Source organism: Streptomyces lomondensis (assembly GCF_014651035.1).
GTDB lineage: Bacteria > Actinomycetota > Actinomycetes > Streptomycetales > Streptomycetaceae > Streptomyces > Streptomyces lomondensis.
The window spans coordinates 1-26,061 of record NZ_BMWC01000022.1 but is presented as its reverse complement, the minus strand read 5'-3'; the positions used below and the strand labels follow the sequence as shown (position 1 = coordinate 26,061).

Annotated in this window: 23 protein-coding genes; 14 read left to right on the top strand and 9 right to left on the bottom strand. The window is 71.8% G+C overall.

Annotated features, from left to right (window positions below):
- Positions 1-11 precede the first annotated feature (11 nt).
- From IE255_RS37785 to IE255_RS37775, 3 genes are all read left to right on the top strand, one after another.
- Positions 12-1,376, top strand: a complete 1,365-nt coding sequence (locus IE255_RS37785) for an FtsW/RodA/SpoVE family cell cycle protein (RefSeq protein WP_190054964.1) — start codon at positions 12-14, stop codon at positions 1,374-1,376.
- The gene (locus IE255_RS37780; protein ID WP_190054963.1) at positions 1,373-2,854 is read left to right on the top strand and encodes a penicillin-binding transpeptidase domain-containing protein; all 1,482 of its coding nucleotides are present in this window, start codon (positions 1,373-1,375) and stop codon (positions 2,852-2,854) included. The genes IE255_RS37785 and IE255_RS37780 overlap by 4 nt, the downstream gene beginning before the upstream one ends.
- 108 nt (positions 2,855-2,962) lie before the next feature.
- The gene (locus IE255_RS37775; RefSeq protein WP_190054962.1) at positions 2,963-3,901 is read left to right on the top strand and encodes an AurF N-oxygenase family protein; all 939 of its coding nucleotides are present in this window, start codon (positions 2,963-2,965) and stop codon (positions 3,899-3,901) included.
- Between the two features lie 48 nt (positions 3,902-3,949).
- On the opposite strand, the gene IE255_RS37770 is transcribed toward IE255_RS37775, so the two are convergent.
- Entirely contained in the window at positions 3,950-4,288 is a 339-nt protein-coding gene (locus IE255_RS37770) for a hypothetical protein (RefSeq protein ID WP_190054961.1), read from the bottom strand.
- Here IE255_RS37770 and IE255_RS37765 point away from each other — a divergent pair.
- From IE255_RS37765 to IE255_RS37750, 4 genes are all read left to right on the top strand, one after another.
- Positions 4,274-4,600: a hypothetical protein gene (locus tag IE255_RS37765; RefSeq protein WP_190054960.1), complete on the top strand. Its 327-nt coding sequence runs from the start codon at positions 4,274-4,276 to the stop codon at positions 4,598-4,600. The genes IE255_RS37770 and IE255_RS37765 overlap by 15 nt on opposite strands.
- A gap of 365 nt (positions 4,601-4,965) precedes the next feature.
- On the top strand, positions 4,966-5,622 hold the full coding sequence (locus tag IE255_RS37760; RefSeq protein WP_190054959.1) for a TetR/AcrR family transcriptional regulator: 657 nt from the start codon (positions 4,966-4,968) through the stop codon (positions 5,620-5,622).
- A gap of 11 nt (positions 5,623-5,633) precedes the next feature.
- A complete protein-coding gene (locus IE255_RS37755) occupies positions 5,634-5,933 on the top strand; it encodes a DUF8847 domain-containing protein (RefSeq protein ID WP_190054958.1) in 300 nt (99 codons plus the stop codon).
- 106 nt (positions 5,934-6,039) lie between these two features.
- Positions 6,040-7,221, top strand: coding sequence for a C40 family peptidase (locus tag IE255_RS37750; protein ID WP_190054957.1), 1,182 nt, complete (start codon positions 6,040-6,042; stop codon positions 7,219-7,221).
- On the opposite strand, the gene IE255_RS37745 is transcribed toward IE255_RS37750, so the two are convergent.
- From IE255_RS37745 to IE255_RS37725, 5 genes are read right to left on the bottom strand one after another with little or no spacing between them, the layout of a single operon-like run.
- Positions 7,185-8,447 (bottom strand): styrene monooxygenase/indole monooxygenase family protein, encoded by a 1,263-nt coding sequence (locus IE255_RS37745; protein ID WP_190054956.1) that lies wholly within the window; start codon positions 8,445-8,447, stop codon positions 7,185-7,187. The two genes, IE255_RS37750 and IE255_RS37745, sit on opposite strands and share 37 nt — an antisense overlap.
- 13 nt (positions 8,448-8,460) lie before the next feature.
- A complete protein-coding gene (locus tag IE255_RS37740) occupies positions 8,461-9,108 on the bottom strand; it encodes a GTP-binding protein (protein WP_190054955.1) in 648 nt (215 codons plus the stop codon).
- Positions 9,089-9,511, bottom strand: coding sequence for a DUF742 domain-containing protein (locus IE255_RS37735; protein ID WP_190054954.1), 423 nt, complete (start codon positions 9,509-9,511; stop codon positions 9,089-9,091). Before IE255_RS37735 ends, IE255_RS37740 begins: the two co-directional genes overlap by 20 nt.
- Positions 9,508-10,032, bottom strand: a complete 525-nt coding sequence (locus IE255_RS37730) for a roadblock/LC7 domain-containing protein (RefSeq protein ID WP_190054953.1) — start codon at positions 10,030-10,032, stop codon at positions 9,508-9,510. The genes IE255_RS37735 and IE255_RS37730 overlap by 4 nt, the downstream gene beginning before the upstream one ends.
- Positions 10,029-12,821 carry a sensor histidine kinase gene (locus IE255_RS37725; protein ID WP_190054952.1) on the bottom strand — a complete coding sequence of 931 codons (2,793 nt, stop codon included), beginning with the start codon at positions 12,819-12,821 and terminating at the stop codon, positions 10,029-10,031. The genes IE255_RS37730 and IE255_RS37725 overlap by 4 nt, the downstream gene beginning before the upstream one ends.
- 368 nt (positions 12,822-13,189) lie before the next feature.
- Here IE255_RS37725 and IE255_RS37720 point away from each other — a divergent pair, with 368 nt between their 5' ends.
- Entirely contained in the window at positions 13,190-13,975 is a 786-nt protein-coding gene (locus IE255_RS37720) for a protein phosphatase 2C domain-containing protein (protein WP_190054951.1), read from the top strand.
- A 12-nt stretch (positions 13,976-13,987) separates the two neighbouring features.
- Here the strand turns inward: IE255_RS37720 and IE255_RS37715 are convergent, their stop codons facing one another.
- Together IE255_RS37715 and lon are read right to left on the bottom strand one after the other, a co-directional pair.
- Positions 13,988-14,479, bottom strand: coding sequence for a MarR family winged helix-turn-helix transcriptional regulator (locus IE255_RS37715; protein WP_190054950.1), 492 nt, complete (start codon positions 14,477-14,479; stop codon positions 13,988-13,990).
- 189 nt (positions 14,480-14,668) lie between these two features.
- Positions 14,669-17,083 carry an endopeptidase La gene (gene lon, locus IE255_RS37710; RefSeq protein ID WP_190054949.1) on the bottom strand — a complete coding sequence of 805 codons (2,415 nt, stop codon included), beginning with the start codon at positions 17,081-17,083 and terminating at the stop codon, positions 14,669-14,671.
- Positions 17,084-17,259: 176 nt separating this feature from the next.
- Here lon and IE255_RS37705 point away from each other — a divergent pair, with 176 nt between their 5' ends.
- Complete coding sequence (locus tag IE255_RS37705; RefSeq protein ID WP_190054948.1) at positions 17,260-17,913, top strand: GNAT family N-acetyltransferase; 654 nt, start codon at positions 17,260-17,262, stop codon at positions 17,911-17,913.
- Between the two features lie 13 nt (positions 17,914-17,926).
- Here IE255_RS37705 and IE255_RS37700 read toward each other — a convergent pair whose 3' ends face one another.
- The gene (locus IE255_RS37700) at positions 17,927-18,730 is read right to left on the bottom strand and encodes a rhomboid-like protein (RefSeq protein WP_190054984.1); all 804 of its coding nucleotides are present in this window, start codon (positions 18,728-18,730) and stop codon (positions 17,927-17,929) included.
- A 171-nt stretch (positions 18,731-18,901) separates the two neighbouring features.
- Here IE255_RS37700 and IE255_RS37695 point away from each other — a divergent pair, with 171 nt between their 5' ends.
- The 5 genes from IE255_RS37695 to IE255_RS37675 all read left to right on the top strand — a co-directional run bounded on the left by IE255_RS37695 (position 18,902) and on the right by IE255_RS37675 (position 25,977).
- Positions 18,902-19,582 (top strand): spermidine synthase family protein, encoded by a 681-nt coding sequence (locus IE255_RS37695; protein WP_190054947.1) that lies wholly within the window; start codon positions 18,902-18,904, stop codon positions 19,580-19,582.
- Between the two features lie 124 nt (positions 19,583-19,706).
- Positions 19,707-20,447 (top strand): response regulator transcription factor, encoded by a 741-nt coding sequence (locus IE255_RS37690; RefSeq protein ID WP_010040369.1) that lies wholly within the window; start codon positions 19,707-19,709, stop codon positions 20,445-20,447.
- Positions 20,444-21,556, top strand: coding sequence for a HAMP domain-containing sensor histidine kinase (locus IE255_RS37685; RefSeq protein ID WP_190054946.1), 1,113 nt, complete (start codon positions 20,444-20,446; stop codon positions 21,554-21,556). Before IE255_RS37690 ends, IE255_RS37685 begins: the two co-directional genes overlap by 4 nt.
- 281 nt (positions 21,557-21,837) lie before the next feature.
- A complete protein-coding gene (locus IE255_RS37680) occupies positions 21,838-25,662 on the top strand; it encodes a multifunctional oxoglutarate decarboxylase/oxoglutarate dehydrogenase thiamine pyrophosphate-binding subunit/dihydrolipoyllysine-residue succinyltransferase subunit (protein WP_190054945.1) in 3,825 nt (1,274 codons plus the stop codon).
- Positions 25,663-25,797: 135 nt separating this feature from the next.
- Entirely contained in the window at positions 25,798-25,977 is a 180-nt protein-coding gene (locus tag IE255_RS37675; protein ID WP_003992906.1) for a DUF6104 family protein, read from the top strand.
- The last annotated feature ends 84 nt before the right edge of the window (positions 25,978-26,061 follow it).

Here is a 26,061-nt window from a genome sequence, read left to right as displayed (position 1 = left end):
AAGTTCCGGACATGAGCAAGGCCGGAATCACCGTGGCGACGGCGGACCCGCCCGCGCCCGCCGTCCGCCGCCTCCCCCGGCGCCGGGGCATCGAACTCGCCCTCATCGTCCTGGCCGTCCTGCTGTCGGTGTACGGCTACTGCGCCGTGGGCCTCGCCCGCGACGGCACCGTCCCGCCCGGCGCCGCCGGCTACGGCGCCGGGCTCGGCGTGCTCGCGCTGCTGGCGCATCTGGCGGTGCGCCTGCGGGCCCCGCACGCCGACCCCCTCCTCCTCCCGATCGGCGTGCTGCTCAACGGGCTCGGCCTGGTGCTCATCTACCGGCTCGACCTGGAGACCCCGGGCGACCGGGCGGCACCGGCCCAACTGGTGTGGTCGACGCTGGGCGTGGCGCTGTTCATCCTGGTCGTCCTGCTCCTGCGCGACCACCGCGTGCTCCAGCGCTACACGTACGTCTGCGTCGTCGCCGCGCTGGTGCTGCTCACCCTGCCGATCCTGTTCCCGGCGGTGAACGGGGCCCGCATCTGGATCCGGATCGCCGGGTTCTCCATCCAGCCGGGCGAGTTCGCGAAGGTGCTGCTGGCGGTGTTCTTCGCCGCGTACCTGGCCGCGAACCGCAACGCCCTGGCCTGCACCGGCCGCCGGATCTGGAAGCTCCAGCTGCCCACCGGCCGGGTCCTCGGCCCGATCGTCGCCGTCTGGCTGGTGAGCGTCGGCGTCCTGATCCTGGAACGCGACCTCGGCACCTCGCTGCTCTTCTTCGGCCTGTTCGTGGTCCTCCTCTACGTCGCCACCGGCCGCACCGGCTGGATCGCCGTGGGCCTGCTGCTGGCGGCGCTGGGCGCGGTCGCCGTCGGCCGGCTGGAGCCGCACGTGCACGGCAGGATCGAGACCTGGCTGCACCCGTTCGCCTCCATCGAGGCGGGCGAGGGCGCGAACCAGCTCGCCCAGTCGCTGTTCGCCTTCGCGGAGGGCGGTCTCCTCGGCACGGGCCTCGGACTCGGCCACTCCGTCTTCATCGGCTTCGCCGTGAAGTCGGACTTCATCCTGGCCACGGCGGGCGAGGAGCTGGGCTTCGCGGGTCTGTCCGCCGTCTTCCTGCTTTACGGCCTGCTGGTGGAGCGCGGCTACCGGGCGGGCCTCGCGCTGCGCGAGCCGTTCGGCCGGCTGCTCGCGGTGGGCCTCGCCTCGCTCGTGGCGCTCCAGGTGTTCGTGATCGCGGGCGGGGTGACCGGGCTGATCCCGCTGACCGGCATGGCGATGCCGTTCCTGGCGCAGGGCGGCTCGTCGGTGGTCACCAACTGGGCGATCGTGGCCCTGCTGGTCCGGGTGAGCGACTCGGCCCGGCGGCAGTACGACGGGCCGGGCACCCCGTGACGCGGCACATCCGGCACGCCGGCTTCTTCTGCGCCCTGCTGCTGGTGGCGCTGCTGGTCAACGCCGCCCGCGTCCAGGTCGTCCAGGCCCCGGCCTACGACCGCAACCCGGCCAACCGCCGCCCGGACATCACCCGTTACGAGCAGCCGCGCGGCGACATCCTGGTCGGCGGCCGGCCCGTCACCGGCTCGAAGGACACCCGCGAGCACCTCCGCTACGAACGCACCTACACGGACGGCCCGTTGTACGCCCCGGTCACCGGCTTCGCCTCCCAGTTGTACGGGACGACGCTCCTGGAGCACAGCGAGGACGGCATCCTGTCCGGCTCGGACCCGATGCTCGCGCCGTTCCCGCTGTGGAACGACTTCACGCGGTCCCGAAACCCCGGCGGGGACGTCGTGACGACCCTCGACCCGGACGCGCAACGGGCCGCGTACCAGGGTCTGGCCGGGCGCAAGGGCGCGGTGGCGGCACTGGAGCCCTCGACCGGACGGATCCTGGCCCTGGTCTCCACCCCGTCCTACGACCCCCAGCCGCTGTCCGGGAACGGGGCGGCGGCGTCCCGCGCCTGGAAGCGGCTCAACGCCGACCGGGACCGCCCGATGCTCAACCGGGCGGTACGGCAGACGTATCCGCCGGGCTCGACCTTCAAGGTCGTCACCCTGGCCGCCGCGCTGGACGCCGGCGTGGTCAAGGACCTCGACGCGCCGACCGACTCCCCCGACCCCTACACCCTGCCCGGGACCCGGACCCGTCTGTCGAACGCGTCGCGGGGCTGCGCGGACGCCTCCCTGCGCGAGGCCTTCACGCTCTCCTGCAACACGGTGTTCGCCAAGCTCGGTGTGGAAGTGGGTGTGACGGACATGACGGCCACGGCACACGCCTTCGGCTTCAACAACGGGGATCTGAGGATCCCCTTCCCTGCGGCCCGGTCCACTTTCGACACCACCGTCGACCAGGCGCAGCTGGCCCTGTCGTCGATCGGCCAGTACAACACCCGCGCCACGCCCCTGCAGATGGCGATGGTCGCGGCGGCCGTGGCCAACGGCGGCCAGGTGCGGGAGCCCTATCTGGTGGAGCGCACGGTCCGGTCGGGCGGCAGCATCCTGGCGACGGCCGGCTCGCGCGCGATCCGCCAGGCGATGTACCCCTCGACCGCGGTCCGGCTGCGGGCGCTGATGCGGGAGGTGGTCGAGGACGGCACCGGGCGCCGGGCCGCGATCCGCGGCGCCAGGGTGGGCGGCAAGACCGGCACTGCCCAGCACGGCCGCCACAACTCCAGTACGCCGTACGCCTGGTTCATCTCCTGGGCGCAGGGCGACCGGGACCTCGCGCCGCGGGTGGCGGTCGCGGTGGTGGTGGAGGACGCGGAGGCGGACCGCGGCGACATCAGCGGGGGCGGCGACGCGGCGCCGATCGCGCGGGCGGTGATGGAGGCGGTGCTGAAGAAGGAACGGGACCGGCTGCCCGGGTCCTGAGCCGGAGTAGACGCCGGGTCAACAAGTCGTGCACAGGGGATTGACGGGCTTGCTGACAGGCAGTCTCATAAGGGGGACGGTGACGTGTGCACAACGAGGTGGGCAGCCATGACGACCCTGACGGAAGCCGACGCGCTCGACGGCCTGCGCGATGCCCTCGGCCTGCTCAAGGACCGGGAGCAGGTGGCCCAGCGGCTGCTCGACTCCTCCGCCAAGCACTCCTTCGACCCGGACAAGGAGCTGGACTGGGACGCGCCCTTCGAGGAGGGCAAGTGGTTCTGGCCCCCGGAGCTGGTGTCGCTCTACGACACCCCCCTCTGGAAGCGGATGAGCGAGGAACAGCGCACCCTGCTCTCCCAGCACGAGGCGGCGGCCCTCGCATCCCTCGGCATCTGGTTCGAGATCATCCTCATGCAGCTGCTGGTCCGCCACATCTACGACAAGGCGGCGACCAGCGCGCACGTCCGCTACGCCCTCACCGAGATCGAGGACGAGTGCCGGCACTCCAAGATGTTCGCCCGGCTGATCTCCCACGGCGACACGCCCTGGTACCCGGTCAGCCGTGTCCACCAGCACCTGGGCCGCCTCTTCAAAACCATCTCGACCACACCGGGTTCCTTCACCGCCACCCTCCTCGGCGAGGAGGTCCTCGACTGGATGCAGCGCCTGACGTTCCCCGACGAGCGCGTCCAGCCCCTGATCCGCGGCGTCACCCGCATCCACGTCGTGGAGGAGGCCCGCCACGTCCGCTACGCCCGCGAGGAACTCCGCCGCCAGATGGTGACGGCCCCCAAGTGGTCCCAGGAGTTCACCCGCATCACCTCCGGCGAGTTCGCCCGGGTGTTCTCGGTGGCGTTCGTGAACCCCGAGGTCTACACGAACGTCGGCCTGGACAAGCGGGAGGCCCTCGCCCAGGTCAAGGCCAGCGGCCATCGCCGCGAGGTCATGCAGAACGGCTCGAAGCGCCTGACCGACTTCCTCGACGACATCGGGGTGCTGCGCGGCGTCGGCCGGCGGCTGTGGAAGTCGTCGGGGCTGCTGGCGTAACGGCCCCGCGGACGCCCCACTCGGATGGCCGGGTGGGGCGTCACCGCGTCACTGCTGCCCGTCGCCGTCGTCCGCCTTGGGGCGGTCGTCGATGCGGATGATTACGGGATCACAGTCGCCACCGGTCCGCGGGTCCCGGGCGATCACCTCGACGATCCGGCCGATACGTTCGTGGAGATGGTGGGCGATGGCCTGGGTGCCGAGGCCGGCGGCCGTGTCGCGCCGGACGTCGTCGAGGCGGGTGAGGACGGCGACGAGGCTGGGCCCGGACAGCCGCGCGACGACGATTCCGCACGTCTCGGCGACGGCCCCGGGGACGTGAAAGTGCTGGTCCGCCCCGGCGTGCTTGACGAGGAACTCCCAGGTGTCGCGGTGGGCGTGGAGCACGGCGGCCGAGATACCGGCGGCCGCCCGGAGCGTTGCGAGGTCCGGCGGGGCCTCGCCCGACGCCTGCGGCGCGGATTCCGAGGCGGCCGGTGGGGCCAGCGCGCGGAGCCGGCCGTCGAGCCGGTCGATGGCACCGCTGACGCGGGCGAGTTCTTCCCGGGCGACGGCCCGGATCTCGGCGAGTCCTGTGGTGATGGCGGCGGCGGTGGTGTCCTGCCTGAACTGGCTGACGGTGTGCTGCTGGTCCGCGACCTGCTGTTTGACTACCGCGAGGTCGGCTGTGACCGCGGTTCGACCCCGCGCCCGTCATGACTGGCCGAGCTGCCCCCCGGGGAGGCCCGGATTACAGCCATCGACTTCGCGCACGTGGACGCCCGATAGCAGGAGCCCCACGCACCCGCAGCCGCCGGATCACGCAAGGGGCCGTGTCGGGGGGTGTCCGCCCGCAGCGGTTGGCGCGTCAACGGACAGTCAGTCGGCGTCCAACCCCATCGCGCCGTTTCGAGGACGGACACCCCCCGGCGCGGCCCCGACCCACACCCGGCGACAAGGCGCAACGCGCACCCCCACCCCACCCGCGCAGGCCGCCGCAGGCACCCCGCCCCACCGCCGGAGGCACCCGCACGCTCCCACACACCGCTACGCAGCCCCCCGACCCCCCGATTACGCTGCCGCACATGACACCAGCCGCCGCCCCCACCCCCGCCTACCGGCGACTCAGCGTCGAGGAACGCCGCAGCCAGCTGCTCACCGCCGCGCTGAACCTCTTCGCGCACCGCGCCCCGGAGGAGGTCTCCCTGGACGACGTGGCGGAAGCGGCCGGGGTGTCACGCCCCCTGGTGTACCGGTACTTCCCGGGCGGCAAGCAGCAGCTCTACGAGGCCGCCCTCCGCTCCGCCGCCGACGAGCTCCAGCACTGCTTCGACGAACCCCGCGAGGGCCCCCTCCTCCCCCGCCTCTCCCGCGCCCTCGACCGCTACCTCACCTTCGTCGACGAGCACGACGCCGGCTTCAGCGCCCTCCTCCAGGGCGGCAGCGTCGTCGAGACATCCCGCACCACCGCCATCGTCGACGGCGTCCGCCGCGCCGCCGCCGAGCACATCCTCCGGCACCTGGACGTCACCGACCCCGGCCCCCGCCTGCGCATGACCATCCGCATGTGGATCACCGCCGTCGAGGCGTCGTCGCTCATCTGGCTCGACGAGGACAAGCAGCCCCCCGCCGACGACCTCCGCGACTGGCTCGTCGAGCAGTTCGTGGCCATGCTGTCGGTGACCGCCCGCCGCGACCCGCAGACCGACGCCCTGGTCCAGGCGCTCGCCGAGGATGTCTGACCACTGATCCTGTGAAGAGCGAAGACACCCCCTTCGAGGGCGGCCCCATGGACGGCAGGGTGCTGCCCGTCCTGCTCGGCATCACCGGCCACCCGCCCAAGACGTACCGCATCCCCGTCCCGGACCCGGCCGGCGGCCCGCCCACGGTCCTGGTCTACCGCCGCGTCCCCCGCGGGCAGGGCAGGGTCGGCCTGACCCACCGCTGGAAGTACGCGTACGACCCGGAGGGCGCCCCGGCCCGCCGGCTGAACTGGCCCTGGTCGAAGCCAGCCGCCACGCCGCCCGGCAAGCGGGACGACGCCGACGGGTGACCCGGTTGCGCCGAACCGCGCACACCCGCCGCGCGCACCGCGCGCACACGCCTGATCCTCACGATGTCCGGCGGCACACGGCTGCCCAGGCAACGGAGGTGACGGCATGTCAGGAAGGCTTCTTCGTCTGGTCTGCATCGCGTCGACGGTGGCCGCAACCGTCGCCGTACCCGTATCGGCCGGAGCCGTTCCCGAACCCGCCCCGGAACAGCGCTCCATCGCCCGTCTCCTGACGGATCTTCAGAAGCTGTACCGGGAGGCCGAACAGGCCACCGAGGCCTACAACGCCACCGAGGAGAAGCTGAAGAGGCAGCGCGCCGAGACCGACCGCCTGGACCGCGCCCTCGTCCGCGCCCGGCTCTCCCTGCACGACAGCCGGGGCGCGGCCGGCCGCCTGGCCCGGCAGCAGTACCAGAGCAGCACCGACATCTCCCCGTACGTCCGCCTGCTCCTGGCCCGCGACCCCCAGCACGCCATCGACCAGGGCCATGTGATCGGCCGGCTCGCACGGGAGCGGGCCGACGCCATCGGCCGGCTGACCGGCAGCGAGCGCAGGGCCCACGACCTGGCCCGCAAGTCCCGCGAGGCCCTGGACAGGCAGCTCGCCCTCGCCGAGCGGCGCAAGAAGGAACGGGACGAGGTCCGCGAGCGGCTGCACGACGTGGAGGAACTGCTCGCCTCCCTCACCCCCGGCCAGCTCACCGCCGTCGCCGAGCTGGAGAAGGACGGCGTCGAGAAGGCGCAGCGGACGTTCCTGGCCTCCGGCGCACTCGGCGGCAGCACCGGCCGCGCCGGCAGCCAGAGCGGCGTCCGCAGACCGACGGCCGAGGGCGGCCGGGCCGTGCGCTACGCCGTGCGGCAGATCGGCAAGCCGTACGAGTGGGGTGCGGAGGGCCCGAGGTCGTACGACTGCTCTGGCCTGACCTCGCAGGCCTGGGCCGAGGCCGGGACGCCCATCCCCCGGACCAGCCAGGAGCAGTGGGAGCGGCTGGAGCGGATCCCGCTGTCCGAGCTGCGCCCGGGCGACCTGGTCGTGTACTTCCCGGAGGCCACGCACGTGGCGCTGTACCTCGGCGACGGCATGGTCGTCCAGGCGCCCCGCCCGGGCGCGAAGGTGAAGGTGTCACCGATCGCGGCCAACCCGGTCCTGGGCGCCGTACGCCCGGACCCGGACGGGGAACCCCTGCGGCGCTACGAGCCGCCGGAGCTCCCCGAGGGTGCCACGGACGGGTCGGACGAGGGCTACGAGGGCTACGCGGCGCCCGCGCCGGACACCTCGGCCAGGTAGGCCTGGGCCTTCTCCGGCTCGTAGAAGAAGTTCTCGAAGTCGGCCGGGTCGTTGAAGCCGTTGGCGAACCGGTCGGCGACCGGCTGGAGCTCGCCGGCGGCGCCGATCAGGTTCAGGATGTGCTCCGGCGGCGGCGCGAGCATCGCGTTGGTCCACTTGGTGACGTGCTGGGCGGTGGCCCAGTAGCGGTCGAAGGTGGCCCGCATCCACTCCTCGTCGAACGGCTTGTCGCCGCGCTCGACGATCGAGGCGAGGTAGGCGGCGGCGCACTTGGACGCGGAGTTGGAGCCCTGGCCGGTGATGGGGTCGTTCGCCACGACGACGTCCGCCACGCCCAGCACGAGCCCGCCGCCGGGCAGGCGGCCGATCGGGTTGCGGACGGTGGGGGCGTAGCGCCCGGCCAGCGTGCCGCCCGCGTCGGTCAGTTCGACCTTGGTGGCCCGCGCGTACTCCCAGGGGACGTACCGCTCCATGAGTTCCAGGGTCAGGGAGAGGTGCTCCGCCGGGTCCTTGACGCCGTTGAAGACGTCGAGCGGGCCGCCGGGTATGCCCTCCCAGAAGAGGATGTCGGCGCGGCCGGAGGTGGTCAGGCACGGCATGACGAACAGCTCGCCGACGCCCGGCACGAGGTTGCAGCGGACGCCTTCGGTGTCCGGGTGCTCCGGGCGCGGGCCCAGGCCGTGGACGTACGACACGGCCAGCGCGCGCTGCGGCTCGCTGTAGGGGGACCGCTCCGGGTCCCGGGCGAACATCTGCACCAGCTCGCCCTTGCCGGCCGCGACCAGCACCAGGTCGTAGGTGCGGGAGAAGTAGTCGAGGTCGCCGACGGCCGCGCCGTGGATGACGAGCTGGCCGCCGCGCTGGGCGAACGTCTCCATCCAGCCGGCCATCTTCACCCGCTGGTCGATCGACTGGGCGTAGCCGTCGAGCCGGCCCAGCCAGTCGATCGCACGGGCCGCCGGGCCCTCGGCCCAGGAGCCGGGGGCGGCGACCGAGACGCCGAGTCCTTCGATCTTCGGGGCCTGGGACTCCCAGAAGTTCAGCTGGAGATCGCGTTCGTGCTGCAGGGCCGTGTGGAACATGCACTGCGTGGACATGACCCGGCCGGTGCGGATCTCGTCCGCGGTCCGGTTGGACATCAGGGTGACCTCGTACCCCTGCGACTGGAGGCCGAGAGCGATCTGGAGACCGGACTGACCGGCTCCGACGACGAGTATCTTCCGCATGCGGGGCTGTCCTCTACTCGGGGGTTTCGTCGAGCGCGTGGCCCACCAGGGCCAGGAGGGTCTCGATCACGGAGATCCGGCGACGCGCGTCCATGATCATGACAGGTATGTGTTGCGGGATGGTCAAGGCCTCCCGCACGTCCTCCGGCTCGAACAGCTCGCTGCCGTCGAAGTGGTTGACCGCGACCACGTAGGGCAGCCCGGAGCTCTCGAAGTAGTCCAGGACCGGGAAGCAGTCCTTCAGGCGGCGTGTGTCGGCCATGACGACGGCGCCGATCGCGCCGCGCACGATGTCGTCCCACATGAACCAGAACCGCTGCTGGCCCGGCGTGCCGAACAGGTAGAGCACCAGGTCGTCGTCGAGCGTGATGCGCCCGAAGTCCATGGCCACCGTGGTGGTGGTCTTGCCCGGCGTGGCGGTGAGGTCGTCGGTGGCCTCGCTCGCCTCGGTCATCAGCGCCTCGGTCTGCAGGGGCGTGATCTCCGAGACGGCGGTGACCAGCGTGGTCTTGCCCACGCCGAAGCCGCCCGCCACCACGATCTTGGTGGCGATGGGGGCACGGGTGCGGTCCGTCTGCCAGGCGTGCATGCCCTCGTCGGGCCGGGCGAACGGGGATGTACCAGAGACGCCGTGAGCGGCGTCAGAGACGACGGAGTCCACTCAGCACCCTTTCCAGCAGAGCTCGGTCCGGGCGGCCCGTGCCGTGGCCGGTTCCCGTTCCGTACACACGGATCTTTCCCTGGTCCGCGAGGTCGCTGAGGAGCACGCGGACCACGCCGAGCGGCATCTTCAGCAGCGCGGCGATCTCGGCCACCGTACGCATCCGGCGGCACAGTTCGACGATGGCCCGCAGCTCCGGCATCACGCGGGTGGAGAGGTCGCCGTTCGTCAGTTCCCTGCGCTCCTCCGGGGCGTCGAGCGCGGCCGTGCTCGCCACGAACGTCTCCACCAAAAGGACGTGGCCGAAGCGGGTGCGGCCGCCGGTGAGCGAGTAGGGGCGGACCCGGGCGGGTTTGCGGTCACCGCCGCGGACCGGGAGGTGGTGCTTCGGCGTGCTGCTCATCGGGCACTCCCCGTCGTCTGGGACTCCTCCAGGGATTTTCGGAGTTCGCTCCGGAGTTCGGGCGTCAGGACGTGGCCGGCGCGACCGACGAACAGCGCCATGTGGTACGCCACCACACTCATGTCGCAGTCCGCGGAGCCGTGGACGCCGAGCAGCGAGCCGTCGCTGATGGACATCACGAACAGGCTGCCCTCGTCCATGGCGACCATCGTGTGCTTGACCCCGCCGAAGTCCATCAGCTTGGCGGCGCCGACGGTGAGGCTGCCGATGCCGGAGACGATGGTGGCCAGGTCGGCGGCGGAGCCGCGCGGGCCCGTCCGCCGGGTCCCGCGGGCCTGGAGGGCCGCGCGGGCCTGCTGGTTGCGCTGGGCGTCGGAGGAGAGCAGGAGCAGTCCGTCGGACGAGACGACCGCGACCGAGAGGATGCCGGGCACCTCCTCGACGAGGTTGGTCAGCAGCCAGTGCAGGTTGCGGGCCTCACTGCTCAGTCCGATCAGTCCGAAGGTACTGGGAGCGGTCAACTGCTTGCCTCCTCGACTGTGCCCCCCGTGGCTTCTTCGGATTCAGCTGGTCCTGGTGTGCCGATGGCCGGCCGCTGGTGCGAGGCCGTCTCCTCGGCGATCTCCGCCTCCACCTCGCGGTAGCCGGCCTGCGCGCCCTGGCGGAAGCCGCCGAGGCGGCGGCGGAGGGCTTCGGCGTCGACGGAGCCGCTGCGCTGGCGGGGCGCGGTGGTCGGAGTGGTGATCTTGGGTGTGCGCTTGGGGAGGCCCTTGTCGGTGACGCGTTCGTGTTCCACGTCGGCCTCCGCCTCGGCTTCGCCTTCGGCTTGTTCGTTCCCACCCGCACCACCCGTGCGGCTTTCGCGGTCCGGTGCGGGTGGCCCCTGTGGGGCGGGCTCGCCATCGGCGGCTGCGAGTTCGTGCTGCGTCGGCTCCGGGTCCCCCTGCGGTATCGGGGCCAGCAGCTCCATCGTGGTCTCGGCGGGGGTCTCCGCCGGTGCCGTGGCCTCTGCTTCGGGTGCGGCTGGCTCCGCCGCCTCGGCCGGTTCCGGGTGCTGCGCGGCCTCCTCCCGCTGTACCGCCCTCTCCGCCAGGGCCACCAGCGGGTCGCCGCCGCTCGTGCGGCCGTGCAGGACGTTGGAGTTGGCCTCGGCGTCGGCGCCCGGGAAGGAGAAGGTGTGGGCCGCGCCGGCGATGGGGCCGGAGGCCGGGACGGCAGCGGGCGGGGCGGCCGCGAGCAGGGTGCGGGGCAGGACCACGACCGCCGCGACACCGCCCTGCTTCTGCGCGCGCAGCTGGACGCGCACACTGTGGCGGTGCGCGAGGCGGGCCACGACGTACAGGCCGAGGCCGAGACCGTCCTCGCCCTCCTGGTCGTAGGGCGCCTCCGGGTCGAAGTCGGCCAGGCGGGAGTTCAGGCGCTCCAGCCGCTCCTCGGTCATGCCGATGCCCTCGTCCTGGACGGAGAGCATGACCTCGCCGTTCTCCAGCAGCCAGCCGGAGATCTCCACGGGCAGGTCGGGCGGCGAGAACGAGGTGGCGTTCTCCAGGAGTTCGGCCAGCAGGTGGGAGAGGTCGTCCGCGGCGAACCCGGCGATGTGCGCGTGCGGCGGCAGCGCGGCGATGCGCACCCGCTCGTACCGCTCGATCTCGCTGACCGCGGCGCGCACGACGTCCACGAGCGGAACGGGCCCGGCCGCGTGCTGGACGTGCTCGGTGCCGGCGAGGACGAGGAGGTTCTCGCTGTGCCGGCGCATGACCGTGGCGAAGTGGTCGAGCTTGAACAGCGTGGCGAGCCGGTCCGGGTCCTGCTCGCGCTCCTCCAGGCCCTCGATGACGGCCAGTTGCCGCTCGACCAGGCCGAGGGTGCGCAGCGCGAGGTTGACGAACGTCCCGCCGATGGCCGTGCGCAGCCGCTCCAGCTGGGCCGCCGACTCGGCGAGTTCGGCGCGCAGTTCCTCGCGGGCGTCGGCCATCTTCTGGCGCTGGCCGACGAGGTGCTTGCGGTCGCCCTCCAGCGTGCCGATCCGCTCGGTGAGGGCGGCCGCGTGCGCGTGCAGGGCGTTGACGGAGCGGACGACCTGGGCGAACTCGTCGTTGCGGCCGGTGAACTTCACCGGCTCCTCGGCCGCCGGGTCCTCGGCCTCGGCGAGGCGCTTGGAGCCCAGGCGCAGCACGGCGAGGGGGCGGGTGAGGCTGCGTGCCATGCCCGTGGCGACGCCGACGGCGAGCAGCATGAGGGCGCCGAGGATCGCGATGCGGATCTCCAGCGTGGTGACGTCGTCGTCGCGCAGCGCCTCCAGGTCCTTGGTGCGCCGGTCGTAGAGGGCGGACTCCACGCCGCGCATCAGGTCGACCCGGGCGGAGAGGGCCGTGTCCACCCTCTTGGCGCTGGTGGAGAGTTCGCTGCTGGAGAGCGTCGGCTGGTCGGTCAGGGTCGCGAGGTACTTCTCGGCGGAGTTGACCTCGGTGCCGGTGACCGTGTTGTCGAACGAGGTGCGCGCCGCCTTGGGCGCGGTGGCGCGGAAGTCGGCCAGGGCCGCGTCGGAGCGCAGCCGGGCCTGCTGGGCGGCGGCGCTCAGGGCGTCGCGCTGCCGGGCGTCGGAGCCGGAGGAGGTGGCGGTCTCGGTCGGCAGGCCGGTGACGGGGTCGATGACCGTCTCGGTGCCGCGCGGCACGCTGAGCGCGGCCAGCAGCAAACCCCGGGCCGCGGCGGCCTGCTGGACGGCGGAGTCCAGCTCGGCCAGCGCGTAGCCTCCGGCGCCGGCGCGGGGCGGCGTCCGCTGCGCCAGCTGCTCGGCGAGCCGGTGGAGTTCGGTGATGGCGGTGGAGTACGCCTGGTGCGCTTCGAGCGCGCTGCTCTTGCCGGTGAGCGCGGCCCGGCGTACGGCCGCGATGCCGTCGAGGTCGGAGCGGAGCGCGGCGGGCGTGTCGGTGTCGGCGCGCAGCTCCTCGACCTGCCGGTCCACGCGTTCGCTGTGCTGCTCGGAGGGCGCCTTGGACTTGGGGCGGCCGGCCGCGATGTAGGACGTGACGTCGTCGCGCTCGTCGGCGAGGGAGTGCGCGAGGGCGAGGGCGTCCTGCGTCTGCTCCGCGAGCGTCACCAGCTCCTGGGAGTCGTGGAGTTGCCCGGAGGCGACGAGGACGGACGGGGTGCCGGCACCGGCGATCGCCGCGGCGACCACGGCGACGGCGACGATGAGCCGGTTGCGTACGTGTGTGGGTCGGCCCTTGCCGGTGAGGGGCGTCGGCTCAGCGCCCTGAACGGGGGCCGTCTGCTTGCCTGTGCGACGAGGCCGCGTCTTCTGCACCGGTGCTCGCATTCCTGACTCGTGAACCCTTGGGCCCGGATGACGCTCCGTCAACTGGCGCGTACTCCCGGTACACTTCCCGACCCTCCCAGCGCCGGTGGGCGGCGCACGCGCATCACCTGACCCGCCACCCGAAGGAGTGAACCCCGGAGGGGAGTTGAGGGGCAAGTTCCGCAGGCCCATGCAGCGGCCCTGTGCGGCACGCCGGTTGGACGCCGGCGGCGGGCGGTGGCAATATTCGCCACCACGCCTTCCCGGAACCAAGCATTCCAGCCCAAACCAGGCGTCTGACCTGCGCGGGTGCGCCGGTCCGGCAACCATTGGCAGCCTTTTGCGGACCTTGTGAAGGGCTCGTGCAGACTGGCTGGATGCGTACTGAACTCGTCTCGGAGCCCGGGGACGCCGACCGCCCCAACGAGGACTTCGCCAGTGTCGGACTACCGGCCTCAGGACAGGGCGGTTCGGTGGTCGTCCTCGACGGGGTGACCCCGCCGAAGGGCGGGACGGGCTGTCTGCATTCCGTCCCCTGGTTCACCGCGCGCCTCGGCGGTGCGCTGACCGAACTGACCGTTTCACTGCCGGATGTCCCTCTGCTCGACGCCTTGTCCCGCGCCATCGCGCGTACCGCCGAGGCACACGCGGAAACCTGTGACCTTTCTCACCCCCGCACACCTCAGGCCACGGTGGTCGTGACCCGCTGGAATCCGGCCACAGTGGAGTACCTGGTCCTGTCGGACTCGGCCCTGCTGCTGGAGTCCCCCGACGGCGTGGTGACACCGCTCCTGGACGACCGGCTGGCCCGGCTGCCGCGCTCGGCCCTGGCCACGGACGCGCTGGTGGACGCGACCGTCCGCAACAAGGAGGGCGGCTTCTTCACGGCGGCGGCCGATCCCGCGGTGGCCCGGCGGGCGGTGACCGGCACCCTCCCGCGCCACGAGGTACGCGCCCTGACCGCGCTGACGGACGGCGCGACCCGCTGGGTGGAGAGATTCCGCGAGGGCGACTGGACGGACTGCTTCCACCTCGTCCGCAAGGAGGGACCGCAGGCCCTGGTGGACCGCGTGCGCGCGCTGGAACGGGCGGACACCGAGCGGGTGTTCCTGGGGCGGGGCAAGGCACACGACGACGCGACCGTGGTCTACGTCGAGTTCTAGACGGGCGCGGCCCTACTTCTCCATGCCGCGGTTGAGCTGGTGCAGCAGCCGGGCCAGCTCCATGACCTCGTGGGTGTCCCAGTCGGCCAGGCGGCCTGCGTAGCGGGCACGGCGAGCCTCGCGCACCCGGCGGACGCGGTCGTGGCCCTCCTGCGTGAGGGCGACCAGCCAGGCGCGGCCGTCGGCGGGGTCGGGCTCGCGCGCGACCAGCCCCAGGTCCTCCAGGGCGCGCAGCTGGCGGGACATCGTCGCCTTGCCGACGCCGATGTAGGCGGCGAGCTCGGTGGCCCGCTGCTGGCCGCACTCGTCGAGCCGGACGAGGAGGCCGTACGCGGACGACTCCAGGTCGGGATGGACCTCGCGGGCCATCTCGCCCTGACTGGCCCGGGCCCGCCGCAGCAGCACGGTCAGCTCCCGCTCCAGCGCCAGGAAGGCAGGCTGATCCACCGCGCTTGCGGCCGCACCGGCAGCTCGGTGCCCGTCGTCCTTGCCGTCCTCGTGCACGTCAGTCCCTGCCTCGGTCGTCGCCCGGTTCTGAGACCCGGTACTCAGATTTTCCGCCACCTGCCGCCGTCGCCGCAGTTCGGCAAGTATTCCGCAGGTCACGACGCGGGTGTACACAGGGCGGCCACACGGTGAAGGCCCGGGCCTCCCTCACGAGAACCCGGGCCTTCCCTCATCCGGTCACGTCCGTCACGCCGCGACCGGAACCTCGGGCGCGGCCCCGTTCGTCGCCGGGGACAGCGCCAGCTCCAGGACCTGGCGGACGTCGGTGACGGCGTGGACGTCGAGCTTGTCCAGCACCTCGGCCGGGACGTCGTCCAGGTCGGGTTCGTTGCGCTTGGGGATGATCACGGTGGTGACACCCGCCCGGTGCGCCGCGAGCAGCTTCTGCTTCACGCCGCCGATCGGCAGGACCCGCCCGGTCAGCGAGACCTCGCCGGTCATGGCCACGTCCGTGCGGACCAGGCGGCCGGAGAGCAGCGAGGCGAGGGCCGTGGTCATCGTGATGCCCGCGCTCGGGCCGTCCTTCGGGACCGCGCCCGCCGGGAAGTGGATGTGCACGCCCCGGTCCTTCAGATCGCCCACCGGCAGTTCCAGCTCGGCGCCGCGGGAGCGCAGGAAGCTCAGCGCGATCTGCGCGGACTCCTTCATCACGTCCCCGAGCTGGCCGGTCAGGGTCAGCCCGGCCGCGCCCGTCTCCGGGTCGGCCAGCGACGCCTCCACGTACAGCACGTCACCGCCCGCGCCCGTCACCGCGAGCCCCGTCGCCACACCCGGCACGGACGTCCGCCGCTCGGCCGGGTCCTGGGCGGACTCGGGCACGTGGTGCGGCCGGCCGATGAGGTCGCGCAGGTCCTCGTCCCGGACGGTGAACGGCAGCTTCCGCTCACCCAGTTCGTGCTGGGCCGCGACCTTGCGCAGCAGCCGCGCGATGGACCGCTCCAGGTTGCGGACGCCCGCCTCCCGTGTGTACTCCCCGGCGAGCTTGCGCAGCGCGCCCTCGTCCAGGGACACCTCGTCCTTGTCGAGCCCGGCCCGCTCCAGCTGGCGCGGGAGCAGGTGGTCGCGGGCGATGACGACCTTCTCGTCCTCGGTGTAGCCGTCCAGGCGGACGATCTCCATCCGGTCGGCCAGCGCCTCCGGGATCGCCTCCAGGACGTTGGCGGTGGCGAGGAAGACCACGTCCGACAGGTCCAGCTCGACCTCCAGGTAGTGGTCCCGGAAGGTGTGGTTCTGCGCCGGGTCGAGCACTTCGAGCAGGGCCGCGGCCGGGTCGCCCCGGAAGTCCGAGCCCACCTTGTCGATCTCGTCGAGCAGCACGACCGGGTTCATCGACCCGGCCTCCTTGATCGCCCGGACGATACGGCCCGGCAGGGCGCCGACGTAGGTGCGCCGGTGCCCGCGGATCTCGGCCTCGTCGCGGACGCCGCCGAGGGCGACGCGGACGAACTTGCGGCCCATGGCGTGGGCGACGGACTCACCGAGGCTGGTCTTGCCGACGCCGGGCGGGCCCACCAGCGCGAGCACGGCACCGCCGCGCCGCCCGCCGACGACACCCAGCCCCCGGTCGTTGCGCCGCTTGCGCACGGCCAGGTACTCGGTGATCCGCTCCTTCACGTCCTCCAGACCCGCGTGCTCGGCGTCCAGGACCGCCTGGGCGCCCTGGATGTCGTAGGCGTCCTGGGTGCGTTCGTTCCACGGCATCTCCAGGACCGTGTCGAGCCAGGTGCGGATCCAGGAGCCCTCGGGCGACTGGTCGGAGGACCGCTCCAGCTTGTCGACCTCCTTGAGCGCGGCCTCGCGGACCTTCTCGGGCAGGTCGGCGGCCTCCACGCGGGCGCGGTAGTCGTCGGACTCCTCGCCCTCCTGCTCGCCGTTCAGCTCGCGCAACTCCTTGCGGACCGCTTCGAGCTGACGCCGTAGCAGAAACTCGCGCTGCTGCTTGTCGACACCCTCCTGGACGTCCTTGGCGATGGACTCGGCCACGTCCTGCTCGGCGAGGTGGTCGCGCAGCTGCTGGGTGGCGAGCTTGAGCCGGGCCACCGGGTCGGCGGTCTCCAGCAGTTCGACCTTCTGGTCGGTGGTGAGGAAGGGCGAGTAGCCGGAGTTGTCGGCGAGCGCCGAGACGTCGTCGATGGCCTGGACCCGGTCGACGACCTGCCAGGCACCGCGCTTGCGCAGCCAGGCGGTGGCGAGGGCCTTGTACTCCTTCACCAGCTCGGCGACCTGCCCGGGCAGCGGCTCCGGGACGGTCTCGTCGACGCTGGTGCCCTCGACCCAGAGGGCCGCGCCGGGACCCGTGGTCCCCGCACCGATCCTCACCCGCCCCCGGCCGCGGATCAGGGCGCCCGGGTCGCCGTCGGCCAGCCGGCCCACCTGCTCGACCGTGCCGAGGACACCGGTGCCGGCGTAGGTCCCGTCGATCCGCGGCACCAGGAGTACCCGGGGCTTTCCGGGTGTTGTCCGAGCGGCGGCCTGGGCGGCCTCCACCGCGGCACGGACCTCGGAGTCGCTCAGATCCAGCGGGACCACCATCCCGGGCAGGACGACCTCGCCGTCGAGCGGCAGCACGGGCAGGGTGAGCGGTGTGGACGTCGAAGCCATGATCTCCCCTTCGGCAGTCAAGTTGAGCTATGCCGACTCAATGCTCGGGGGCGACCGGTTGTTCCCCGGGGGCCGTTCGCTGTGAGCGATCACCGGTGACGCCGAGGGGAAGCCGACGCGTAAGGTCATCTCCAGTAATAGATCAATTCAGTCTCTGCCTATTACCAGGGGGCGGCGTGGACCGGATCGTGCAGGCGTGGGTGGACGGGTGGATCGTGTCGCGCGGGGCGGCTCCGCCCGTGACCGAGCCGTGGGGCTGCACGATCGACGTGGGGGCGTACGGACACGTCACACGGCACGTGTTCGGGGCGACCGGCGACGACCTCGACGAGACCTCCGTCCGCAAGGTGGCCGCAGCGGTGACCGGGGCCGGGGTGTGGCTGAAGGCCTTCCGCGACCCGTCGGTGGTCTCGGGCTGGCTGGACGAGAACTGGTGGATCGACCCCGAGCCCGGCTACCTGATGACGGTCCCGCTGGCAGCGGGCGCCGCTCCGGAGGTTCCCGACGGCTACCGGCTGCGCACCTGGTCGCGCGGCGGAGTGACCCGTGTGCTCGTCGCCGCGCCGGACGGGTCGCTGGCGGCGCGCGGCCAGATCGCCCCGACGGGCGCCACCGCCGTGGCCGACCAGATCGAGACGGCCCCCGAGCAGCGCCGCAGGGGCCTCGGCAGTGTCGTCATGCGGACGCTCCAGAACGCCGCCGCCCGGCAGGGGGCACACACCGGTGTCCTGGCCGGGACACCCGCGGGGCGGGGGCTCTACGAGGCGCTGGGCTGGGAGGTGGCGGCCCTGCTGACCAGTGCGAAGCACGACCCGAGGACCTCCTTGTGAACGGCCCTCGCCGTCAGCGCCCTGCCGGGCCGAGCCGCGCCGCGTGCCACCGCCGGACCAGCGGCCAGGTCGCGACACCGATGGCCAGGGCGATCAGGTGCCCCCAGTTGGTCATCGGGTCGGTGAAGGCGATCAGGTCCTGGAGCAGCATCCCGCCGAAGCCGGCCAGCAGCGGCACGCGCAGCCAGGGCCGCAGCAGACCGGCCAGGGCGCCGGTGCCGGCCGCGACACCGAAGCTGACGCCGTAGTCGAGGCGGTGCAGGGAACTGTCGGGGAGCTGACCGGCCAGGACCGCGAGGCCCACCGGGACCTCGGTCGCCAGGGTGGCGAGGACGTGCCCGAGCAGGAAGACACCGGCCGTGCGCAGGCCGCCGATCCGCCGTTCCAGCGCGGTCAGCACGAGCACGAAGGCGATGGCGAACGGCGAGGCCACCCCGCCCGCGACCCACAGCGCGCTGCCGATCAGCACCAGTTCCGGCGTCCGCACCAGGTGCGCCACGTCCGTGCTGGAGCCCTGGAGCAGGGCGTGCACCAGCGCGGGATCCGCGTACGCGGCGATGAGCGAGGTGGCACAGAGCACGACCGCGTACGCGAAGGTGAACGGCGTGCCCGTGGGGGTGGGCAGCAGCCGCCAGGGGCGCGGCGCCCGGAGTCCGGACCGGGGCGGTTCCGCTGGCAGGGATTCCCGTACGCCCGGGCCCACGGTCGCGCGTGACCGCTGCCGCGGCACCCCGTCCAGCAGCGCCGACGGGTCGACCCCGGGCGCACCCGCCGGTGTCGGTGCGGCCGTCTCGCCGGGCGGCGCGGTGCCTTCCACCACGGGCGCTCCTTCCGTCGCGTCCCAGCCTTCGCGCCCGACCGCCCCTCTGTCTGTGACCCGGGCCACGGGAGAGCCGATTCACAGCAACCCGACAGCCCCGCCCTGCGTCCGCCGCAGGCCGCGCCGAAATTCCCGACGCCGGGCCCCCGCCCCTGCCAGGATGCTCGTATGCCCTCCTCGTACGACATTCCCGATGTGCTGGACCGCCGCGAGGGCCCGCACGGCGAGGTCGTGCTGCGGCGCCGTCCCGGCGGCCGGCTGGAGATCATCGCGAACGGCTGCTTCCTGATGGACACCTCCGACGGCCGCTCGGAGCGGCGGCTCGTCGACGCGGCACTGGACGCCCTGCCCGGCCGGGCCCGTCCCGACGTGCTGATCGGCGGACTCGGCGTCGGCTTCTCCCTCGCGCACGCGGCGGCGAACCCGCGCTGGGGGCGGATCACCGTCGTGGAACGCGAGCACGCGGTTGTCGAATGGCACCTCGACGGCCCGCTCTCCGCGTTCTCCGCCCGGGCCCTCGCCGACCCCCGCACGAAAATCGCCGAAGCGGATCTCGTCGCGTACGTCAATGAGACATCCGACACGTACGACGCGCTGTGCCTCGACATCGACAACGGCCCCGGCTGGACCGTCACGGAGGGCAACGGAAATCTCTACGGAGCGGCCGGACTCACAAGCTGCGCAAGGCTGTTGAGACCCGGCGGCGTTCTCGCCGTCTGGTCCGCCCAGCCGTCTCCGGAATTCGAAGAAACCTTGCGGAATGCCGGGTTCCAACAGGTGCGTACCGAAGAGATCCCGGTTGCCCGGGGCGTTCCGGACGTCGTGCACCTCGGCATCAGCCCTGGATAGCAAAGGTGTGCTGACTCCCCGTACGCTGCTCCTCTGACGCCGATCATTCAAGCGTCAATCGCAACCATGCGCAGACCGAGGGATCACCCCACTGATTCCGGAAAGCACACCCCAGGGGCGGGCGATGGAGCAGACACACACCTCCCACAACGGTTCGGCGACGGCTACCCCGGGCGCACAGCGCCGGGTCCTGGTGGTCGAGGACGACGCGACGATCGTGGACGCCATCGCGACCCGCCTGCGAGCCGAGGGATTCCTCGTGCAAACAGCGGGTGACGGTCCGGCCGCCGTCGACACGGCCGAGGCCTGGCAGCCCGACCTGCTGATCCTCGACATCATGCTGCCCGGCTTCGACGGTCTGGAGGTCTGCCGGCGCGTGCAGGCCGCACGGCCGGTGCCGGTGCTGATGCTCACCGCGCGCGACGACGAGACCGACATGCTCGTCGGACTCGGCGTCGGCGCCGACGACTACATGACGAAGCCGTTCTCGATGCGGGAGTTGGCGGCACGCGTGCATGTGCTGCTGCGCCGCGTGGAGCGGGCCGCGCTGGCCGCCGCGACACCGCGCAGCGGCATCCTGCGCCTCGGCGAACTGGAGATCGACCACGCACAGCGCCGGGTCCGGGTGCGCAGCGAGGATGTCCACCTCACCCCCACCGAGTTCGACCTGCTGGTGTGCCTGGCCAACACCCCCCGCGCGGTCCTCTCCCGCGAGCAGCTGCTCGCCGAGGTCTGGGACTGGGCGGACGCCTCCGGCACCCGCACGGTCGACAGCCACATCAAGGCGCTGCGCCGGAAGATCGGCGCCGAGCGGATCCGTACGGTGCACGGCGTCGGTTACGCCCTGGAGACCCCGACGCCATGAGCGGCGGGCCGGCCGCACGGAGAAACCCCGGGGAGCCGGAACCCTGGGGCGGAGTGAGCCCGTTCTCGATCAAGACCAAGCTGGGCGCGCTGGTCGTCATCTCGGTGCTGATCACCACGGGCCTGTCGGTGATCGCGGTGCACACGAAGACGGAACTGCGCTTCATCACGGTCTTCTCGATGATCGCCACACTGCTCATCACGCAGTTCGTGGCCCATTCGCTCACCGCGCCGCTGGACGAGATGACGGCCGTGGCCCGGTCCATCTCACAGGGCGACTACACCCGCCGGGTGCGGGAGAACCGCCGTGACGAGCTGGGCGACCTGGCCGTGACGATCAACGCCATGGCCGACGAGCTGGAGGCCCAGGACAGCCAGCGCAAGGAGCTGGTGGCGAACGTCTCGCACGAGCTGCGCACGCCCATCGCGGGCCTGCGCGCGGTGCTGGAGAACATCGTCGACGGCGTCACGCAGGCCGACCCGGAGACGATGCGCACGGCGCTGAAGCAGACCGAGCGCCTCGGCCGGCTGGTGGAGACGCTGCTGGACCTGTCCCGCCTGGACAACGGCGTCGTACCGCTGAAGAAGCGGCGGTTCGAGGTGTGGCCGTACCTGTCCGGCGTGCTGAAGGAGGCCAACATGGTCGCCTCCGTGCGCGCGGGCATCGCCACCGGCTCGGGCAGTCACACGCGGACGGACGTCCATCTGCACCTCGACGTCCACCCGCCGGAGTTGACCGCGCACGCCGACCCGGAGCGCATCCACCAGGTCGTCGCCAACCTCATCGACAACGCGGTCAAGCACAGCCCGCCGCACGGTCGGGTGACGGTCAAGGCGCGGCGCGGCGCGCTGCCGGAGTCGCTGGTGCTGGAGGTCCTGGACGAGGGCCCCGGCATTCCGAAGTCCGAGTGGCACCGCGTCTTCGAGCGGTTCAACCGGGGCAGTGCCAAGCGGCCGCAGGGGCCGGGCAGCGACGGCGGCACGGGCCTCGGCCTGGCGATCGCCCGCTGGGCGGTGGATCTGCACGGCGGACGGATAGGAGTGGCCGAATCCGAGCGAGGTTGCCGGATTCTTGTCACTCTCCCGGGAGAGCCATCTGTGCCAAGTTGACGTAAAGTTCGAAGCGGAGCCACAAGATCCACCGGCGTCCGCGCTGACGGACACGTGTGATCAGGCACAGGCCCGCGCCGTCGGCGTACGGGGCCCTGCTCAGCCCATCCCTCCTGAAGCGGAACCACGCTTGTTTCCCGCCATTTCAAGGCCCGAAACACAGTCTGAGATGTGACTTACACGACGTTGAACGGGCCCGACCTGACCTACCCGGTCCGGGAGGCGTAGCCTTGATTCCCGCTGTCCATCATCTTGTGAAGCGGAAGAGGGCGGTTGCCGCCGTGTCGCCACAGTCCCCCAGTAACTCGAGCATCTCGACCGACACCGACCAAGCGGGCAAGAACCCCGCCGCGTCGTTCGGTGCCAACGAGTGGCTCGTCGACGAGATCTATCAGCAGTACCTCCAGGACCCGAATTCGGTAGACCGAGCCTGGTGGGACTTCTTCGCCGACTACAAGCCGGGCGCCGCTGCCGCCTCGGCTCCGGCGGGTACCGCGGCCGCGGGGGCCGCGGGGACCACCACCGCTCAGCCGGCCGCCCCGGCCGCTCCGGCCCAGGCCCCCGCCCCGGCGGCCGAGAAGCCCGCTGCCGCCGCGCCGGCGCCCGCCCCGGCTCCGGCCCAGGCGAAGCCCGCCGCGCAGGCCCCGGCCCAGGCCGCCGCTCCCGCGAAGGCCGCCCCGGCCCCCGCGAAGCCGGCCGCCGCCGCGAAGAAGGCCGAGCCCGCCGGCGAGGCCCCCTCCGGCCCCGAGCAGGTCATGCTGCGCGGCCCCGCCGCCGCGGTCGCGAAGAACATGGACGCCTCGCTGGAGCTGCCCACGGCCACGTCCGTGCGCGCGGTCCCGGTGAAGCTGCTGTTCGACAACCGCATCGTCATCAACAACCACCTCAAGCGGGCGCGTGGCGGGAAGATCTCCTTCACGCACCTCATCGGCTACGCGATGGTCCAGGCCATCAAGGCGATGCCGGCGATGAACTACTCGTTCGCGAAGGTGGACGGCAAGCCCACCCTGGTCAAGCCGGAGCACGTCAACCTCGGTCTCGCCATCGACCTGGTCAAGCCGAACGGCGACCGCCAGCTGGTCGTCGCGGCGATCAAGAAGGCCGAGACGCTGAACTTCTTCGAGTTCTGGCAGGCCTACGAGGACATCGTCCGCCGCGCCCGCGACGGCAAGCTGACGATGGACGACTTCTCCGGGGTCACGGTCTCCCTGACCAACCCCGGCGGCCTCGGCACGGTCCACTCGGTGCCGCGCCTGATGCCCGGCCAGTCCGTGATCATGGGCGTCGGCTCCATGGACTACCCGGCGGAGTTCCAGGGCACCAGCCAGGACACCCTGAACAAGCTCGGCATCTCGAAGGTCATGACGCTCACGTCGACCTACGACCACCGGGTCATCCAGGGCGCCGCCTCCGGCGAGTTCCTGCGCCAGGTCGCGAACCTCCTGCTCGGCGAGAACGGCTTCTACGACGACATCTTCGAGGCGCTGCGCATCCCCTACGAGCCGGTCCGCTGGCTCAAGGACATCGACGCCAGCCACGACGACGACGTCACGAAGGCCGCCCGCGTCTTCGAGCTGATCCACTCCTACCGGGTCCGCGGCCACGTCATGGCCGACACCGACCCGCTGGAGTACCAGCAGCGCAAGCACCCCGACCTGGACATCACCGAGCACGGCCTCACGCTCTGGGACCTGGAGCGCGAGTTCGCCGTCGGCGGCTTCGCCGGCAAGTCGATGATGAAGCTGCGCGACATCCTCGGCGTCCTGCGCGACTCGTACTGCCGCACCACCGGCATCGAGTTCATGCACATCCAGGACCCCAAGCAGCGCAAGTGGATCCAGGACCGCGTCGAGCGCCCGCACTCCAAGCCGGAGCGCGAGGAGCAGCTGCGCATCCTGCGCCGGCTGAACGCCGCTGAGGCCTTCGAGACCTTCCTGCAGACGAAGTACGTCGGCCAGAAGCGCTTCTCCCTGGAGGGCGGCGAGTCCGTCATCCCGCTGCTCGACGCCGTGCTGGACTCGGCCGCCGAGTCCCGCCTGGACGAGGTCGTCATCGGCATGGCCCACCGCGGCCGGCTGAACGTCCTCGCCAACATCGTCGGCAAGTCGTACGCGCAGATCTTCCGCGAGTTCGAGGGCAACCTCGACCCGAAGTCGATGCACGGCTCCGGCGACGTGAAGTACCACCTGGGCGCCGAGGGCACCTTCACCGGTCTCGACGGCGAGCAGATCAAGGTCAGCCTGGTCGCGAACCCGTCGCACCTCGAAGCCGTCGACCCCGTCCTGGAGGGCGTCTCCCGCGCCAAGCAGGACATCATCAACAAGGGCGGCACGGACTTCACCGTCCTGCCGGTGGCGATCCACGGCGACGCGGCCTTCGCGGGCCAGGGCGTGGTGGCCGAGACCCTGAACATGTCGCAGCTGCGCGGCTACCGCACCGGCGGCACGGTCCACATCGTCATCAACAACCAGGTCGGCTTCACGGCCGCGCCGGAGTCCTCCCGCTCGTCGATGTACGCGACGGACGTGGCGAGGATGATCGAGGCCCCGATCTTCCACGTCAACGGCGACGACCCCGAGGCCGTCGTCCGCGTGGCGCGACTCGCCTTCGAGTTCCGCCAGGCCTTCAACAAGGACGTGGTGATCGACCTCATCTGCTACCGCCGCCGCGGTCACAACGAGTCGGACAACCCGGCCTTCACCCAGCCGCTGATGTACGACCTGATCGACAAGAAGCGCTCGGTGCGCAAGCTCTACACCGAGTCCCTCATCGGTCGCGGCGACATCACCCTGGAAGAGGCCGAGCAGGCGCTCCAGGACTACCAGGGCCAGCTGGAGAAGGTCTTCACGGAGGTCCGCGAGGCCACCTCGCAGCCGTCCGCCGTGGAGCCCTCCGACCCGCAGGCCGAGTTCCCGGTCGCCGTGAACACCGCGGTGACCACGGAGGTCGTCAAGCGGATCGCCGAGTCCCAGGTCAACATCCCCGACCACATCACCGTCCACCCGCGTCTGCTGCCGCAGCTGCAGCGCCGGGCGTCGATGGTCGAGGACGGCACTATCGACTGGGGCATGGGCGAGACCCTCGCGATCGGCTCCCTGCTGCTGGAGGGCGTCCCGGTCCGCCTGGCGGGCCAGGACTCGCAGCGCGGTACGTTCGGCCAGCGCCACGCGGTCATCATCGACCGCAGCACGGGCGAGGAGTACACGCCGCTGCAGTACCTCTCCGAGGACCAGGCGCGGCTCAACGTCTACAACTCCCTGCTCTCCGAGTACGCGGCGATGGGCTTCGAGTACGGCTACTCGCTGGCCCGCCCCGAGGCGCTCGTGATGTGGGAGGCGCAGTTCGGCGACTTCGTCAACGGCGCCCAGACGGTCGTGGACGAGTTCATCTCGTCGGCCGAGCAGAAGTGGGCCCAGACCTCCGGTGTCGTCCTGCTGCTGCCGCACGGCTACGAGGGCCAGGGCCCGGACCACTCCTCGGCCCGCCCGGAGCGCTTCCTGCAGATGTGCGCGCAGAACAACATGACGGTCGCCATGCCGACGTCGCCGTCGAACTACTTCCACCTCCTGCGGTGGCAGGTGCACAACCCGCACCACAAGCCGCTGGTGGTCTTCACGCCGAAGTCGATGCTGCGCCTGAAGGCGGCGGCGGCCAAGGCGGAGGAGTTCACGACGGGCCAGTTCCAGCCGGTCATCGGCGACGCGACGGTCGACCCGGCCGCGGTCAAGAAGGTCGTCTTCTGCGCCGGCAAGGTCTACTACGACCTGGAGGCCGAGCGGCAGAAGCGCGGCGTCACGGACACGGCGATCATCCGCATCGAGCGCCTGTACCCGCTGCCGGGTACCGAGCTCCAGGCGGAGATCAAGAAGTACCCGAACGCCGAGAAGTACCTGTGGGCCCAGGAGGAGCCGGCGAACCAGGGTGCCTGGCCGTTCATCGCGCTCAACCTGATCGACCACCTCGACCTGGCGGTCGGCGCGGACATCCCCGCCGGCGAGCGCCTGCGCCGCATCTCGCGTCCGCACAGCTCGTCCCCGGCCGTGGGTTCCGCGAAGCGGCACCAGGCCGAGCAGGAGCAGCTGGTGCGCGAGGTGTTCGAGGCGTGAGCCTCTGAGCATCGGCTCGCAGCAGGGTCCGGCCCCATCGCCTCGTTCCGAGGTGGTGGGGCCGACCCCGTTCTCGGCCGCATAACCTGGAGAGGTACGACCCGAGGCCCCAGGCCCAGCCCCAGGAGAACACGCGTGTACTTCACCGACCGAGGCATCGAGGAACTCGAGAAGCGGCGCGGCGAGGAGGAGGTCACCTTCGAGTGGCTCGCCGAGCAGCTGCGCACGTTCGTCGATCTCAACCCCGACTTCGAGGTGCCGGTGGAGCGGCTGGCGACATGGCTGGCACGGCTGGACGACGAGGACGACGAGTAGGGGCTGAGCCGAGGCTGGGTCCTGATGAGCGGCGGCGCCGGCCGCTGACCTCGATGGCCAAGCGCGAGAGTGGACCTCGGCCGC